At 64.6% G+C, this 14,992-nt stretch carries 14 protein-coding genes and 1 pseudogene; 1 reads left to right on the top strand and 14 read right to left on the bottom strand.

Annotated features, from left to right (window positions below; translation table 11 throughout):
- The first annotated feature begins 168 nt into the window (after positions 1 to 168).
- Entirely contained in the window at positions 169 to 1,965 is a 1,797-nt protein-coding gene (locus tag DL891_RS15525) for a hypothetical protein (protein WP_111721415.1), read from the top strand.
- Positions 1,966 to 2,012: 47 nt separating this feature from the next.
- Here the strand turns inward: DL891_RS15525 and cls are convergent, their stop codons facing one another.
- The 14 genes and pseudogenes from cls to hpt all read right to left on the bottom strand — a co-directional run bounded on the left by cls (position 2,013) and on the right by hpt (position 14,978).
- On the bottom strand, positions 2,013 to 3,476 hold the full coding sequence (cls, locus tag DL891_RS15530) for a cardiolipin synthase (RefSeq protein WP_111721416.1): 1,464 nt from the start codon (positions 3,474 to 3,476) through the stop codon (positions 2,013 to 2,015).
- A gap of 94 nt (positions 3,477 to 3,570) precedes the next feature.
- Positions 3,571 to 3,762, bottom strand: a complete 192-nt coding sequence (locus tag DL891_RS15535) for a hypothetical protein (RefSeq protein WP_111721418.1) — start codon at positions 3,760 to 3,762, stop codon at positions 3,571 to 3,573.
- Between the two features lie 55 nt (positions 3,763 to 3,817).
- Positions 3,818 to 5,311 (bottom strand): lysine--tRNA ligase, encoded by a 1,494-nt coding sequence (gene lysS / locus DL891_RS15540; RefSeq protein WP_111721420.1) that lies wholly within the window; start codon positions 5,309 to 5,311, stop codon positions 3,818 to 3,820.
- Positions 5,312 to 5,521: 210 nt separating this feature from the next.
- Positions 5,522 to 6,421, bottom strand: a complete 900-nt coding sequence (gene panC / locus DL891_RS15545) for a pantoate--beta-alanine ligase (RefSeq protein WP_111721422.1) — start codon at positions 6,419 to 6,421, stop codon at positions 5,522 to 5,524.
- A gap of 215 nt (positions 6,422 to 6,636) precedes the next feature.
- Positions 6,637 to 7,326 (bottom strand): annotated as a pseudogene (locus DL891_RS15550) (DUF2520 domain-containing protein); the annotation flags it as partial.
- A complete protein-coding gene (locus DL891_RS15555; RefSeq protein WP_111721425.1) occupies positions 7,310 to 8,962 on the bottom strand; it encodes a PH domain-containing protein in 1,653 nt (550 codons plus the stop codon). The gene DL891_RS15555 and the pseudogene DL891_RS15550, both read right to left, overlap by 17 nt.
- Positions 8,959 to 9,459 (bottom strand): PH domain-containing protein, encoded by a 501-nt coding sequence (locus DL891_RS15560; RefSeq protein WP_232819216.1) that lies wholly within the window; start codon positions 9,457 to 9,459, stop codon positions 8,959 to 8,961. Before DL891_RS15560 ends, DL891_RS15555 begins: the two co-directional genes overlap by 4 nt.
- Before the next feature lie 26 nt (positions 9,460 to 9,485).
- Positions 9,486 to 9,968, bottom strand: a complete 483-nt coding sequence (locus DL891_RS15565) for a DUF3180 domain-containing protein (RefSeq protein WP_111721426.1) — start codon at positions 9,966 to 9,968, stop codon at positions 9,486 to 9,488.
- A complete protein-coding gene (gene folK / locus DL891_RS15570) occupies positions 9,965 to 10,498 on the bottom strand; it encodes a 2-amino-4-hydroxy-6-hydroxymethyldihydropteridine diphosphokinase (protein WP_111721446.1) in 534 nt (177 codons plus the stop codon). Before folK ends, DL891_RS15565 begins: the two co-directional genes overlap by 4 nt.
- A 5-nt stretch (positions 10,499 to 10,503) precedes the next feature.
- Positions 10,504 to 10,911 carry a dihydroneopterin aldolase gene (gene folB, locus DL891_RS15575; RefSeq protein ID WP_111721427.1) on the bottom strand — a complete coding sequence of 136 codons (408 nt, stop codon included), beginning with the start codon at positions 10,909 to 10,911 and terminating at the stop codon, positions 10,504 to 10,506.
- The gene (gene folP / locus DL891_RS15580) at positions 10,908 to 11,732 is read right to left on the bottom strand and encodes a dihydropteroate synthase (RefSeq protein WP_368665640.1); all 825 of its coding nucleotides are present in this window, start codon (positions 11,730 to 11,732) and stop codon (positions 10,908 to 10,910) included. The genes folB and folP overlap by 4 nt, the downstream gene beginning before the upstream one ends.
- Entirely contained in the window at positions 11,725 to 12,297 is a 573-nt protein-coding gene (gene folE / locus DL891_RS15585) for a GTP cyclohydrolase I FolE (protein WP_111721429.1), read from the bottom strand. Before folE ends, folP begins: the two co-directional genes overlap by 8 nt.
- Before the next feature lie 6 nt (positions 12,298 to 12,303).
- Complete coding sequence (gene ftsH / locus DL891_RS15590) at positions 12,304 to 14,307, bottom strand: ATP-dependent zinc metalloprotease FtsH (RefSeq protein ID WP_111721430.1); 2,004 nt, start codon at positions 14,305 to 14,307, stop codon at positions 12,304 to 12,306.
- Positions 14,308 to 14,420: 113 nt separating this feature from the next.
- Positions 14,421 to 14,978 carry a hypoxanthine phosphoribosyltransferase gene (hpt, locus tag DL891_RS15595; protein WP_111721431.1) on the bottom strand — a complete coding sequence of 186 codons (558 nt, stop codon included), beginning with the start codon at positions 14,976 to 14,978 and terminating at the stop codon, positions 14,421 to 14,423.
- Positions 14,979 to 14,992 lie beyond the last annotated feature (14 nt).

Here is a 14,992-nt window from a genome sequence, read left to right on the forward strand (position 1 = left end):
CATCGTCAGCTCCATAGAAACGGGCATATCCCATATCGCGGCCGGTTCTGAGAAACCACGCCCAAGCGGAGGTTTTCAAATGAGGCAACGTATATAGCTACGCGGAGGTTTTCTATGAGTCAACGCGGGCCCTTTCCCCGGCGAATCTGGCGCGTACACTGCGAAATCATGGCAGGCACGGCGCGGGAGACGGCTGGATGCCGGTCACCGGCCCCGAACCGGTGGCTGTCGGGGTTTGCCGTCATCATCGCCCTAGTCGGCCACACCTGGCTTCAGAACGGCATGCTGTTCACCCTGCCGAACTGGTCGCTGGCCCAGTTTCGCAACTACTTCTGGCCCGACCAGCTCGGTTACCTGAGTATCGCCGCCAATGTTGCGCGCGGCCACTCCGCCGACGTGGAGCCGTTCACCGAAACCGGCACGATCCACTATCCGCGTTCGTACTACGTGCTGCTCGGACAGGCCTCCCGCGCACTGGGGCTCGACCCGATCACGGCGTGGAACCTGTTCGGAATCCTTTGCCAGGCAGCGCTGGTGGCGGCCCTCAGCCTCGTTCTGATCTCACTGAGCAGACACTGGTGGGCCGGCCTGCTGGCGCCGGCACCGTTCATCCTCGGCACCTTCGCCTGGACCGTCAGCACCGGGTGGCACCTGCAACTGACCGCCCACGCGGTCTTGTGGGGGCCGTTCGGTGTGCTGCACACCCTGAATGGGGAGGCGTTCGCCCTGTGCGTTGCCGGGATCGCATTGCTCACCCTGTTGTGGGTCTGGCAGACGCCGCACGCCCCGATGGCCCGAGTACTGACAACGGTCGCGGTCAGCCTGGCGATCGGCTGGCTCGCCAACGTCCACACCTATACGTTCCTGAGCGCCGTCTACATTGTCGTCTTCGTCGCCGCCGCCTGGGCGATCCTGGAGCGTCGACGCTGGATCTACGGTGGGGCGACCGTGCTCCTGGTCGGTGCCGTCTTCCTGCTCGGCCCGAGCGTTTCAGAGGCCGGAGGGCAATTGGTCACGCTCATCTTCGGCCTGATTCCTGCGGCCCCCGGGATGATCGCGCTGGTCATCAGAACACGGGGACTCGCCGCCGTCTATATTGTTGCCGGCACCGCCGCGGCCGCACCACAGGTGGTCGGAACCCTGGCGGGCCTGGCCGCCCATGACCCGTTCCTGCTCTATCGCGTGGTGGTGACAGAGAACCTCTCGGTGCCGCCGATGGTGGGCCTCGCCGCCGGACTGGCCGTTCTGGTTCCGGTGGCGTTCATCGGGATCGCCGCGATCGCACGGCACAAGCCACTGTGGGGCGCCTACGCCATAGGGTCGCCCGGAGCCTGGTTCCTCCTCGCCGAGAACAACGTCTGGGGGGTCGACGCGGAACCCTACCGGCTCTGGCTGAACGCCTTCGTTCTGGTCTCACTCACCACCCTGCCCATGCTGATGCTGGCCGTGCGCTGCTCGTGGCAGGCGCGCAGCTCCCGTGCCTTCATCGCGGTCGCCATCATGCTCTGCACCGTGATCGCCGCCGGTTCGGCCGGAGACTGGATGAGGTTCTATCGCAACATCGGCGAGAATGCCTTTCTCACCATCTCCACCCCGCGGGAATCGGCGTTGACCGACCTCGCTCAGCTCTCCGCCGCCACCAATCGATCGGTGCCAGTGATCACGGATCCGTGTATCAATCCGGAGTTTCTGAAAGTGACCGCCGACGCTCCAATGGCGACATTCCGGGTGGGCATGGCCTGGCCGACCCACTACAAGGCCCTCGACCAGGTGATCAGCAACCGGGATCATGGCCGACTGGATGTAGCTTCGGCCGTCTCTGCCAACGCGCTGCGACTGGTCACCGACGGCGCGTGCACGGCGGATTGGGCGACGCGCTACGGCTCCGAACTGCACAAGATTCGCAGCATCAGCTACGGCAACGGGCCAGATGAGACGGTCACGCTCTGGCAGTTGGCGCCGTGAACGGATGGGCCGGAGCCCGCGCCGGTGCCACCAGCCGCCGCTGCCCCCTACTGCACGGCCGAGGTAAGCCGGGCGAGGTTGTCGAGGATCGTCGACCGCAACGGCTGGCGCATCCACTCGTCCAAAAGCAGCTCGTGGCTGTTCGCCCGGTACATGTCCTCGATTGCTCGCATCTCCTGAACGAACGAGTGGCCCCGCACCATCAGCGACACCTCCATGTTCAGGCTGAACGAGCGCATATCCATGTTGCTCGACCCGATCACCGCCACCTCGTCGTCGATGGTGAAGTGTTTCGCGTGCAGAATTGTGGGCTTCTTGTACATGAAGATCTTCACGCCTGCCCGCAGCAGAGCCTCGTAGTAGGAGCGCTGGGCATGGTAGACGAGCGCCTGATCCCCGATCTCCGACACGAACAGTTCGACGTGGATGCCGCGCTCCACCGCCGTCGTCACCGCATAGAGCATCGACTCATCCGGCACGAAATACGGGCTGGTGATGATGATCCTCTCGTTGGCGTAGTACATCAACGCCAGGAATAGCCGTAGGTTGTTCTCCCCCTCGAACCCGGGCCCGGAAGGCACCACCTGGCAGTCGAGCTCGTTCTCTATCACCCGCTCGTGCATCGGCTCGGTCTCCCGCAGCAGCAACTCGTGCGTCTCGCTGTACCAATCGGTGATGAAGATCGCGTTCAGGCCCTGTACGATCGGCCCCTCCAGTCGCGTCATCAGGTCTTTCCACTGCAGCCCCCGACGCAGGTTGGAGCGCTTGTTGTAGCTCGCGTCGATCAGGTTCTGGGACCCCATGAACGCCACCCGGCCGTCGACGATCAGCAGCTTGCGGTGATTGCGCAGGTCAGGTCGTTGCCATTTGCCGCGCAGCGGCTGCACCGGCAGCATCAACTGCCAGTCAACGCCCGCCTCGGTGAGCCGTTTCTTAGTTCTCCTGTAGCCGGGTGAGCGCAGCGATGCGACGTGGTCGAGCAGCACTCGCACCTTCACACCGCGGGCCACAGCCGCCGCCAAGGCGTCGAAGAAGGGTGTGGTCGCGGGGTCGAAGGCGATGATGTAGAACTCGACGTGGATATAACGCTCCGCGGCCTCGACCTCTGCGGTCATCGCCGCCAGAGACTGGCCGTAGTCGCTGATCAGGCTCGCCGTGTTGCCACCGATCAGGGGCATGGCGCCGAGGTTGCGGTTGAGTTGCACCACCGATTCAAGCCAGGTGGGCCAGGGACTGTCGCGAGTGACCCGCTCCATACCGTCGGTGGTGTCGAGGATGAACTGGTTGATCTCGTCCTGCATCTCCAGCCGCTTGCGCGGAAGGGTTCGGTAGCCGATCAGCAGGAACAGCAGGAACCCGACGTACGGAATGAAGAAGATGGCGAGCAACCACGCCATCCCCGACGTGGGGCGGCGGTTGCGGGGCACGACGATGATGGCCAGAACACGAAAGGAGAAGTCCACTACCAGCAGGAGAATACCCGTCCACAGGGTGATATCACTGCTGCTCATCCGGCGGATCGTCCTTCTCTCAGGTGCTCAGTATCCCCTACCGTATCCCACGGTCAGCGAGCGTTTTGCGACGGCCCGAGAATGAACGCGACGATCAGACTGCAGACGGCGGAACCGGGCCGGAGGAGGCCTGCAGCTTGGCCCGCTCCTGGTCCTTGATTCGCGCGTAGATGCGACGCTCGGTGCGGTCCATGCGAATAATGGAGCGCATGATGAACCAGAAGATGAGTCCGATCACCACGGTCGGGATCACCGACCACAACGCATTCAGCCAGAAATTTTCCATGTCTGGTTCAGGATACGTGCAAATGCTGACAATGGGCTACCCGAAGCACCCCGGGTCACTTCACCAACGGGAAGAGGATGGTTTCGCGAATGCCCAATCCGGTCAACGCCATCATCATCCGGTCGATACCCATGCCCATGCCCCCGGTCGGCGGCATACCATGCTCGAGCGCCGTCAGGAAGTCCTCGTCGAACCGCATCGCCTCGGGGTCGCCGGCCGCCGCCTGGGCGGCCTGCTGCACGAAGCGCTCACGCTGGATCACCGGGTCGACGAGCTCGGAGTACCCGGTGGCCAGTTCGAATCCGCGAATGTAGAGGTCCCACTTCTCGACCACGCCCGGGATCAACCGGTGGCCGCGCACGAGCGGGCTGGTCTCCACCGGAAAGTCCATCACAAACGTCGGCCGAGTCAGCGAGCCCTTGACGAAGTGCTCCCACAGCTCCTCGACGAGCTTGCCGTGGTTCGGGGAGTCCACCTCGACACCCTCCCGATCGGCCAGGGCCTGCAGTTCAGAGACCGGGGTCTGGGGCGTGATCGTGACCCCCGCCGCTTCGGACAGTGAGTCGTACATGCTGATCCGCGCCCACTCACCGCCCAGGTCGAACTGGGTGCCGTCGGCCCAGGTGACGACGTGGTCGCCTGCCACCGCGAGCGCTGCATCCTGCACCAGCTGCTGGGTGAGGTCGGCGATCGAGTTGTAGTCGCCGTAGGTCTCATACGCCTCGAGCATGGCGAATTCGGGTGAGTGCGTGGAGTCGGCGCCCTCGTTGCGAAAGTTACGGTTGATCTCGAACACCCGCTCGAGCCCGCCCACAACGGCCCGTTTGAGGAAGAGCTCGGGTGCAATCCGCAGGAACAGTTCGGTGTCGAACGCATTCGAGTGAGTGGAGAAGGGGCGTGCCGAGGCGCCGCCGTGCATCGTCTGCAGCATCGGGGTCTCGATCTCGACGAAGTTGCGTGCATCAAAGGTTCGGCGCAGCGACGCCACCGCAGCCGAACGCGCAAGAACCGTCTCGCGAGCCTGCGGCCGCACGATCAGGTCGAGATAGCGGGCCCGCACCCGCGACTCCTCGCTGAGTTCCGAGTGCATGTTCGGCAACGGCCGGATCGCCTTGGACGCGATCCGCCAGTCGGTGACCATGATCGAGAGTTCGCCGCGGCGCGACGCGATCACCTCACCCGAGACGAAGAGGTGGTCACCCAGGTCGACGAGATCTTTCCAATCGGCGAGGGACTCCTCCCCCACCTCGGCCAGAGACACCATCGCCTGGATGCGGCTTCCGTCACCCGCCTGCAGGCTGGCGAAGCAGAGCTTGCCGGTGTTGCGCAGGTGCACAATACGCCCGGCGACGGCGGCGGTCACCCCGGTTGCAGTGTCGGGCTCAATCTCGGCGAACCGGTTGCGAACATCCGCGATCGAATCGGTGATCGGCAGCTGCACCGGATAGGCCTCGGCACCCGACGCGTTCAACCGCTCTCGCTTGGCCAACCGCACGGCCATCTGCTCGTTGACGTCTTCTTCGGTGGCCACCGGGGCACGCTCGGTCATCTGGCTGGTTCTCCTTGGGTGTTCGTCACGGCTGTCTCGTGCTCTGAAATACTGCGATCTGGAATACTGCGTTCTGGAAATACTGTGTTCTGGAAATACTGTGTTCTGGAAATACTGTGCTTGGAAAATATGTGTTCTGAAGGTCTGTGCTCTGAGGACTGTGCTCTGTAGTTGCCTGCCCCTGAAGTTTCGCACTTCGGGTTCGTGCGGTCAGTATGGTGCTCCGACGACCACCGGCTCATTGTCGATCAGCCTGGTCGCCCCGACACGCGCGGCCACGATGACCAGAGCTGGGCCCCGGTGGTCATCGGCGACGGGCAGGAAGTCCTGAGGGTTCACGATCTCCAGATAGTCCAGCCTAACCAGCGAATCCTGCTCGAGCGCGTTGTGTCCCGCGGCGCGCATTGCAGGGGGTCCGTTGAGGCTCTCGGATGCCGCTGCCGATAGCGCCGTGTGCAGGGCCAGGGCGCTTCGTCGCTCGCCCTCACTCAGGTTCTGGTTCCGGCTGGATTTCGCCAACCCGTTGTCATCCCGCACGGTCGGATGGGTGAGGACCCGCACCGGGATGTTCAGGTCGCGAATCATGCGTTCGACCAGAAAGACCTGCTGGGCGTCCTTCTGCCCGAATACCACCACGTGGGGTGTGGCAATCGCCAGGAGCTTTGCCACCACCGTGAGCATTCCGTCGAAATGACCGGGGCGGCTGGCCCCCTCGAAGAGCGCCCCGACCGCCGGTGCGGTGACGCGCGTGATCTCCTGACCGTCGGGGTACATCTCGGCGACAGGCGGCGCGAACACGACGATGCGCGCCGTCACCGGATCTGTTGCATCGAGCCGAGACTGCAGGGGTGCCAACGCGTCACGATCGGCTTCGAGTTTCTGCGGATAGGTGTCCAGGTCTTCACCGGCACCGAACTGCAACGGGTTGACGAATATGGAGACCACCACGGTGTCGGCGTGGTTCAGTGCCTGCTCCACCAGCGCCAGGTGCCCGCCATGCAGGGCGCCCATGGTGGGAACCAGGGCAACGGTGCCACGCCGTTCACGTACGACTGACCGCACGGTGTCGATCGTCGTCAAGACGGGGATCAATGGAGTATTCGCAATCATCTACTCGTCTCTTCCTTCGCGCCGTCAGAGTCATTAGTGTCTTCTGCTGGGATTTCACCGGTCGATCCGGCCGGGTGTGAATCGGAACTGTGCAACGTGACACCCTGCGCCTCGGCACCCGGCGCCTCGGCCCCCTGCGGCCCTGCTCCGACCGCCCCCTCGGATCCTGGCCCGGTGCCAAAGACCGTGAGCCCCGGCTCGACGGCCCCCGGGGTAGTCGCCCTGGCCAGCGCGATCTCCACCGAGGAGCGCACCAGCCCGGCGAGCAGGCTCCCCGGTGACGCCACGTTGATACGGCCAAGAATTCCTGTGGCCTGGTCGACGATCGCACTCGAGAATGTGCTCGCGACCTGGATCGCCTCCGCGTACGCGGCGCGGTCATCTTCGGCGATGATCACCGGCTCGCCACCCATCTCCAGCACGAGCGCCTGGCCGATGGGTTGCACCGGAGTCGGGGCTGTGACCGCGAAGTAGCTCTCGCTGAGTCTCGCCAGGTCGATACTGGTTCCGGTGAATCTCATTGCCGGATGCACGGCCAACGGGATCACGCCCTGCGCCATCGCCGCGGCCAGCACCCCCGTGCCGAGCCCCGCGACAGTGTGCAGCACCAATTGGCCCTGCTGCCAGGCCCCGGCCGCGGCCAACCCTTCGACCAACGCGAGGAGTTCATTCTCCGGTACTGCCAGAATCACGAGCTCGCTTCGCTCGATCAACTGCGGAACGTCGATGATGGGCACGCCGGGCAGGATCGCCCCCGCGCGATCACGGCTCTCCGCCGAGATCGCCGAAATGCCGACAATGGCGTGACCGGCGCCCGCGAGCGCTGCCCCGAGAATGGGCCCCACCTTTCCGGCCCCGACGATGCCGACACCCAGTCGACCGCTGCGTTCAGTGGCTTTCATCATCACCCCTCGCCCAGTGCTCACTGGTATCGACCCCCGCCTCGTACACGGCCGCACTCGCTATCCGCTCAAAAAACGTCAGTGCTTCAGCGGTGTCGATCACGCCGAGTACGGCGCTCACCGGCCCCTGCACCGTGTGCAATTCGGCGATGGAGAGTCTCAGAGCGCGCCGCACCGGCCCCTGCTGCAGGCCAAGACTCTGGATGCGCGCCAGCGGCACGAGGATCAGTTCCCGCCACACCACCCCCCGGCGCAGCACAACCGCACCACCGTGAATGGCATAACCGGTACGCCGCCAGGAAAATGGTCGCAACCAGGCAGCGCGGTTCGGAGCATCCACGAACAGTCCATCGCCACCTCGCGATGTGGCGCCGGCCGTTACCAGACCGACGGCCTCCTCCCCGGTGAATGTCGGCACCAGCAGCGCCAGTATGCGTTGCACATCGGCGAAATCCCCCACCGGCAGGATGGTGGTATTGCCTTGTCCGGCCGCGCCCTTGACGCTCGAGTGTCCGGCGCGGTTGATGCGCACCTCCCACCAACCGCTGGGTCGCCACAGCAATGGCTGCCGCACCTCGATTGCGTGGATGCGACCCGGCGGAATCGTGTCGCTGGTCGTCGACAGCAGACCGAAACCGACGCGGATGCCGTCGGCGGTGTTGGCCACCGAGTATCGCAGCGATTTCAGGAATCGGCTGCTGTAGAAACTGAACGAGGCGATCACTCCCGGCAGCAGTAAAAAGAGCACCCAGAACTGGTCGTTCACCACGCCGACGATCACGGCCGCGAGCGCGAACAGCATGAACACCGTGAACCCGCTGAGCACCAGCGAACCGATCAGGCGTCCGGGCGGAATTCGCACCACTGATTCTGGCGGGGCCGCATCCGGGTCGAGCTCGGGCGCGAGAAACTCGTTCAACCGGTCACCCAATATGCTGTGAGGCTCGGTCGCGTCGCCCGCGAGCTCCAGAGGCAACGGGGCCGCCGTCAGTTCCGAATCTGCCTGCACCCGCTCTCGGCGCACACCCGATGCGCGCAGCAAGATGTCGCGCCGCAACACGTCGGCGGCCCTCGTCGCCAAATACGACAACTGCACGTTCGCCCCCTGGCCGGCGACGGTCACTTCGAGCTTTGACGCACCGAAGATGCGCGCCACCAGCGGCTTCACGACATTGATGCCCTGGATGCGGTCCAGCCGGGCCTGACGGTGCGTTCGAAGCAGGATTCCGCTGCGCACATCGACCGATTCGTCGGTCACGCGAAATGTGTGCATGCGCCACGAGAAGTAGAAGGCAACGACGATCAGACTGATCACAACCGCGATCGCGAGAAGGGCCCACCCGACCAGCCCGTGTTCGTAGATCTCGGTGATCGGATCCTGTCCCGCAAACTCCGGGTTGCCCGTGAAAAGCTGAATCACCCGGTCGCGCAGGTTGCTGACGACGAATCCGAGTATGACCAAGAGGGCGAATCCGCCCTTCAGAAGCGGCGTGGCCGGGTGCAGCCTGTGCCATTGGCCGTCGGCAAGCGCCGAATCACCCGACCGCGCGGGAGCGAGTCGGCCGTGCGCCTCCTCATGACCGAAGCTCGCCGGCGCCGCAAGCTGCTCGAAGCCTTCTGGGCCATCAGCGGATGTCACAGGCCAGACCGTCTGCTCTCGGCAAGCGCGACGAGTTCATCGCGCAGCGCATCGGCATCATCGGTCGCGAGACCCGGAAGGCTCACGCCGGTGGCCGCGGCGGCCGTGACGAACCGGAGGTCGGCAAGGCCCAGCATTCGGGCCAAGGGCCCACGGCTGATGTCGACCAGCTGCATACGCCCGTACGGCACCGAAACGAAACGCTGAAACATGATCCCGCGCCGAAACAAGAGGTCGTCTTCACGCATCCGGTAGCCGATGGCGCGGGCCCGACGCGGCGCCAGGATCACCAGCAGAAGTGCGATCACGACAGCCGCGGCCAGCAGGAGGGTTCCCCACACCGTGCCGCCCAGCACGGTGAGAAAGAGCACCAGGCCGACGGCGCACATGATGAGGCCGGTGATCAGTGAGCTGACCAGTTCGACGGTGATGTATTTGGGGGACACTCGCTGCCACAGCACGTCGGGCAGTTCAAGCCGCCCACTGCTCTCAGACACTCGGACTCCTTCGACTTCGTGGACGATCAGGATTCATGGGGAACGCCTTTCCCCATGGGTTGGTCGGGCTCATCCCCGGGCGGCAGGGTACACAGCCACTCGGCGACCAGCCCGCCGGCCAACAGGATCGCGGCCCCGCCAAACGCCACCACCGCGAGCCAGATCGATCCCGCCTGAGGCAGGACGGTGCGCGAGACGATAAAGATCAGAAAGCCTGCTGTCGCCCCGGTGAGCAACGCGCCGCTGAGCGCGGACGATTTGGCCAGAATGGCCACGCGAAATGCCTGGAACGGATTGACCGGCCCGGATGAGTGACCTTTCACCGACCGACGGATGGGGATGGCGAACCCGAGAATGATGCCGGCGATCGCCACCAGGGTGACGGCCAGAGTCGCCGGCGGAATGAGCATCGGTCGGCCGATCGAGACAAGGATCACCTGGGTGAGAAACCCGCCGGCGATACCGATTGCGGCGAGAACCACCAGAATTCCGGGTTTGGTGCGCTTCATCGATCGTCTCGGTTCGTGACTCGGCGCACCGAGCCGTCGCTCGCCGCGGGCAGGTCGGCGACGGGACCGATTCCCGGCAGCGTGGCCGCTGGGTCGATCTCGAGCCAGGGTTGCACGACGAAGGCTCGTTCGGCTGCACGCGGATGCGGGAGCGTGAGGCGATCATCTGCCCGTTGCACGCCGTCGAAGGCGATGATATCGATGTCGAGGGTGCGGTCTCCCCACCGTTCTTCGCGCACGCGGCCGTGCCGGTCTTCGATCGCGTTCACGGCATCGAGCAACTGTTCGGGACCGATCACACTGCGCACCAGCATCACTGCGTTGAGGTAGGAGGGGGCGGCCCGGTCGACACCGCTTGGTTTGACCGCCGCCGACTCGACCAGGCTCGACACCGATTCGACGTGCACCCCGTCGATCGCACCGATATCCCTCACTGCGGCCTCAAGGGTGGCCTCCCTGTCTCCCAGGTTGCTGCCGAGGGCCAGCACCGCCCGTTGGCTGACCTGCAGGCGCTGCGGTTTGGGCTTCACCACCCTCACCGCCCGAAACCCACCACGGGTGACGCAGACTTCCTCATGCGAGTGATACTCACTGAGACGTCATCGAACGCCGCGTCGATCGGCGCCGAGGGCTTGTGCACGGTGACCTGCACTCCGATGGCGGCGTCGTGCACGAGCACCACCTGGGCCACACGCTCGGCGACGGTTTCGATCAGGTCGACCGGGTTGTGTTTCACCGCGTCGGTGACTTCTACCGCCAGTTCGCCGTAATGGATGGTTTCGGTGAGCTCGTCTCCCGCCGCCGCTGGCGCAAGGTCGAGCCAGACCGTGACGTCGATCACGAACTCCTGGCCCTCCTGGCGCTCACTGGCAAGAACACCGTGGTGCGCGAAGACGCGCAGGCCGGTCAGGGTGATGCTGTCGCCCAGTTCGGAAATGGTCATGATTGCTCTCCTGCCTTCCACGCCTCGACAACGTCGAGGGCTGTCCTGGTCTTGGCCACGTCATGCACCCGCACGCCCCACACACCGTGTCGGGCGGCGAGAGCGCTGACGGTGGCGGTGGCCTCATCCCGGCGCGCGTAGTCTGCTTCGGGCCCGAGCAGCGTGGCGATGAACCGTTTCCTGGAGGCGCCGATCACGATCGGCGAGCCGAGCCTCACGAACTCGTCGAGCCGGGCGAGGATCTGCCAATTGTGCACGCTCTGCTTCGCGAAGCCCAGGCCCGGGTCGAGGATCAGCCGTGCCGGGTTCACCCCCTGCTCGACGAGTTGGCTGACCCGGTTCACCAGTTCGCCCTTCACCTCGGCCACGGTGTTCTGGTAATGCGCGCGGTCGTTCATGGTCGCGCTGTGGCCGCGCCAGTGCATGACCACCCACGGCAGGTCCAATTCGATCATTGTGGCCGCCATGCGCTCGTCGGCGAGCCCGCCCGAGACATCATTGATGTAGGAGGCGCCCCGTTCGGCGGCGCGGGCCGCAGTGTCGGCGTTCATCGTGTCGACGCTCACGGTCACGCCTCGAGAGGCCAGTTCGGCGATCACGGGCAGCACTCGTCGTTGCTCCTCCTCGGCACTCACCCTTGTTGCACCGGGCCTGGTCGACTCCCCGCCCACGTCGATGATGTCGGCGCCGTCGCCGAGTAGGCGAAGCGCGTGGGCAATCGCGTCGTCGACCCGGGCATGCTGCCCGCCATCGCTGAACGAATCGGGCGTGACGTTCACCACCCCCATGATGCGTGTGCGGCCGGCGCCAGGTTCAGTCACGCGTCGCTCCGATCAGGGCCATCATCTCGGCGCGCCGTTCGGGCTCGACAAAGAGCCCGCGCGCGACGATGGTCACGGTCGAACTGCCGGTCTGCCTGAGGTCGCGGGTCGTGACACAGCCATGAACCGCGTCAAGCACCACCAGAACTCCGCGGGGGTCGAGCCCGTCGACCAGAGTGTCGGCGATCTGCTCGGTGAGCCTCTCCTGAAGCTGCGGCCGAGCAGCCAGCGTCTCGACGACCCGCCCCAGCCTGCCAAGGCCGACGATACGGTCAGAGGGCAGGTAGGCCAGGTGTGCCACCCCGATGAAGGGCAGGAGGTGGTGTTCGCAGATGGAGCGAAACCGCAGCCCCCTCACGATGACGGTATCTGACTTTCCGCCGTCGAGGGGCACAGTTTCGGCCAGGTGGCCCAGTGGGTCAACGTCGATTCCGGCGAAGAACTCTTGGTAGGCATCAGCCACTCGGCGCGGTGTGTCGACGAGTTCCGGCCGCGCCGGATCTTCGCCTATTGCAGACAGAAGTTCGGCAACGGCCCGTTCGATTCGTGCCCTGTCGACCCCCATGGCGCCCTACGCGGTGGCCGGGCGCGGTTTGCGTAAGTGTGTGCGCTGGGGTTTGACTTCGGGCTCTGATTCGATTCCGCCGTCGGTCAGCCCTGCCTCGACCGGCGCCTTCCCGGGCATCGTGATCGGAGGAACATCGGAGACCGGGCGGGTCTCGCTGGAAAGCCACTGTGGGCGCTCGGGCATCTTGACGACATCTTTGAAGATGTCGACCAGCGCGCTCTGGTCAAGCGTCTCACGCTCGAGCAGTTCGGCTGCCAGGCGATCCAGGATCTCCCGGTTCTGGTTGAGCACCAGGTAGGCCTCATCGTGCGCGGCTTCGAGCAGCGCCCGCACCTCGTTGTCGACTCGCTCCGCAAGCCGTTCGGAATAGTCGCGCTGGTGTCCCATATCTCGGCCGAGGAAGACCTCGCCGGAGCCCTGACCAAGCTTCAACGGTCCGACCGAGGCGCTCATGCCGAACTCGGTGACCATCTTGCGTGCAGTCGACGTGGCCTTCTCGATATCGTTCGACGCTCCTGTGGTGGGGTCGTGGAAGATGATCTCCTCTGCAACACGCCCGCCCATCGCATAGGCGAGTTGATCGAGCAACTCGTTGCGCGACACCGAATAACGGTCTTCCAACGGCATGACCATGGTGTACCCGAGCGCGCGCCCCCTCGGCAGAATGGTGATCTTGGTCACCGGGTCGGTGTTGCGCATGGCCGTCGCGACCAGGGCGTGTCCGCCCTCGTGGTAGGCGGTGATCAGCTTTTCCTTGTCGCGCATCACACGGGTGCGGCGTTGCGGGCCGGCCATCACACGGTCGACGGCTTCGTCGAGCGCCCGATTGTCGATCAGTTGTGCGTTGGATCGGGCCGTCAGCAGTGCGGCTTCGTTCAACACGTTCGCGAGGTCGGCGCCGGTGAACCCGGGGGTCTTGCGGGCGAGGATCTCCAGGTCGACCCCGTCGGCCATGGGCTTGCCCTGGGCGTGCACTTCGAGAATCTTCTTACGGCCGAGCATGTCTGGGGCATCCACCCCGATCTGTCGGTCGAATCTGCCGGGGCGCAACAGTGCCGGGTCGAGGATGTCGGGGCGGTTTGTCGCCGCGATCAGGATGACGTTCGTCTTCACGTCGAACCCGTCCATCTCGACCAGAAGCTGGTTCAGGGTCTGTTCGCGCTCATCATGCCCGCCGCCCATTCCGGCGCCGCGGTGACGGCCGACGGCATCGATCTCGTCGACGAAGATGATCGCCGGCGAGTTCTCCTTCGCCTGCTGAAACAGGTCACGCACGCGGCTGGCGCCGACGCCGACGAACATTTCCACGAAGTCGGAGCCCGAGATCGAATAGAACGGAACGTCGGCCTCGCCGGCGACGGCCCGCGCGAGCAGCGTCTTACCGGTTCCGGGTGGACCGTACAGCAACACGCCCTTGGGAATTCGGGCACCAACGGCTTGGAACCGGGCCGGGTCCTGCAAAAAGTCTTTGATCTCGTGCAACTCTTCGATGGCCTCGTCGGCACCGGCGACATCCGCAAACGTCACCTTCGGGGTCTCCTTCGAGACCAGTTTCGCCTTCGACTTGCCGAACTGCATCACCTTGCTGCCGCCACCCTGCATGCTCGACAGCATGAACCAGAAGAACAGGCCGATGATCAGCACCGGAATAAGGAAGCCGAGCATGGAGGTCAACCAGTTCGTCTGCGGCACCTCATCGTTGAACCCGCCTTTGGGCGCGGCCTTGGAGACCGCAGCAATCACTTCAGATCCACGCGGTTGCACATAGTAGAACTGCACCTGGGTGCCGAGGTCGGCGTCGGCGGTGGTAAGCGTGAGATCGACGCGTTGCTGGCCATCGACGATGGTGGCCTCGGCAACCTTGTCCTGCTTCAGGAACTCCAGACCCTGCTGGGTCGAGATCTCCTTGAACCCGGATGCAGTGATCAGGCTGGTACCGATCCACAGGGCGATCACGGCCAACGCGATATAGACGAATGGTCCGCGAAAAAGTTTCTTCACATTCATGGTGCTGTAAGAGTATCGTGTCGCTGCTGGGCCGCCCCTGCGTGTTTGCCCAAAGCGTAACCGGTCAGGCGGTGATCGGCGCCCAATGCGACCTGCTCTCCCCGGGGCCCGGGTCAGCTGCCGTCGTACATGTGTGGGGCGAGCACCCCAATCGATCGCAGGTTGCGGTACTTCTCGTTATAGTCGAGGCCGTAGCCGACGACGAACTCGTTCGGGATCTCGAAACCGACGTAGCGCACATCGACGTCGACCTTGGCGGCATCGGGTTTGCGCAGCAGGGTAAGGATCTCCACCGACTCCGGCCCCCGCGACTTGAGGTTGGCGAGCAGCCAGCTGAGGGTCAGCCCCGAGTCGATGATGTCCTCGACGATGAGAACGCGACGGCCCGACAAGTCGGAGTCAAGGTCTTTCAGGATGCGCACAACCCCGGACGACTTGGTGCCCGACCCGTAGGACGAGACGGCCATCCAGTCCATCGTGATGGGCAGGCTGAGCTCACGGGCAAGGTCGGCCATGACCATCACGGCACCCTTGAGCACGCCGACCAACAGCACGTTGGCGCCCGCGTAGTCGGCCTCGATCTCGCGGCTCAACTCCGCCAGCCGGTCTTTGATCTCGGCCTCCGTGATCAGAATGCTGGTCAGTTCACCGTCAACGTGACTGGAGTCCATGGTGGGGCTGTTCC

The organism is Homoserinimonas sp. OAct 916, assembly GCF_003260275.1.
Classification (GTDB): domain Bacteria; phylum Actinomycetota; class Actinomycetes; order Actinomycetales; family Microbacteriaceae; genus OACT-916.

What these genes read in the sequence shown, in the direction of transcription:
- DL891_RS15565 (WP_111721426.1), bottom strand. Translation starts at nt 9,968, where the DNA reads ATGAAGCGCACCAAACCCGGAATTCTGGTGGTTCTCGCCGCAATCGGT.
- ftsH (WP_111721430.1), bottom strand. Translation starts at nt 14,307, where the DNA reads ATGAATGTGAAGAAACTTTTTCGCGGACCATTCGTCTATATCGCGTTG.
- folE (WP_111721429.1), bottom strand. Translation starts at nt 12,297, where the DNA reads ATGGGGGTCGACAGGGCACGAATCGAACGGGCCGTTGCCGAACTTCTG.
- lysS (WP_111721420.1), bottom strand. Translation starts at nt 5,311, where the DNA reads ATGACCGAGCGTGCCCCGGTGGCCACCGAAGAAGACGTCAACGAGCAG.
- panC (WP_111721422.1), bottom strand. Translation starts at nt 6,421, where the DNA reads ATGATTGCGAATACTCCATTGATCCCCGTCTTGACGACGATCGACACC.
- cls (WP_111721416.1), bottom strand. Translation starts at nt 3,476, where the DNA reads ATGAGCAGCAGTGATATCACCCTGTGGACGGGTATTCTCCTGCTGGTA.
- DL891_RS15535 (WP_111721418.1), bottom strand. Translation starts at nt 3,762, where the DNA reads ATGGAAAATTTCTGGCTGAATGCGTTGTGGTCGGTGATCCCGACCGTG.
- DL891_RS15525 (WP_111721415.1), top strand. Translation starts at nt 169, where the DNA reads ATGGCAGGCACGGCGCGGGAGACGGCTGGATGCCGGTCACCGGCCCCG.
- hpt (WP_111721431.1), bottom strand. Translation starts at nt 14,978, where the DNA reads ATGGACTCCAGTCACGTTGACGGTGAACTGACCAGCATTCTGATCACG.
- folB (WP_111721427.1), bottom strand. Translation starts at nt 10,911, where the DNA reads ATGACCATTTCCGAACTGGGCGACAGCATCACCCTGACCGGCCTGCGC.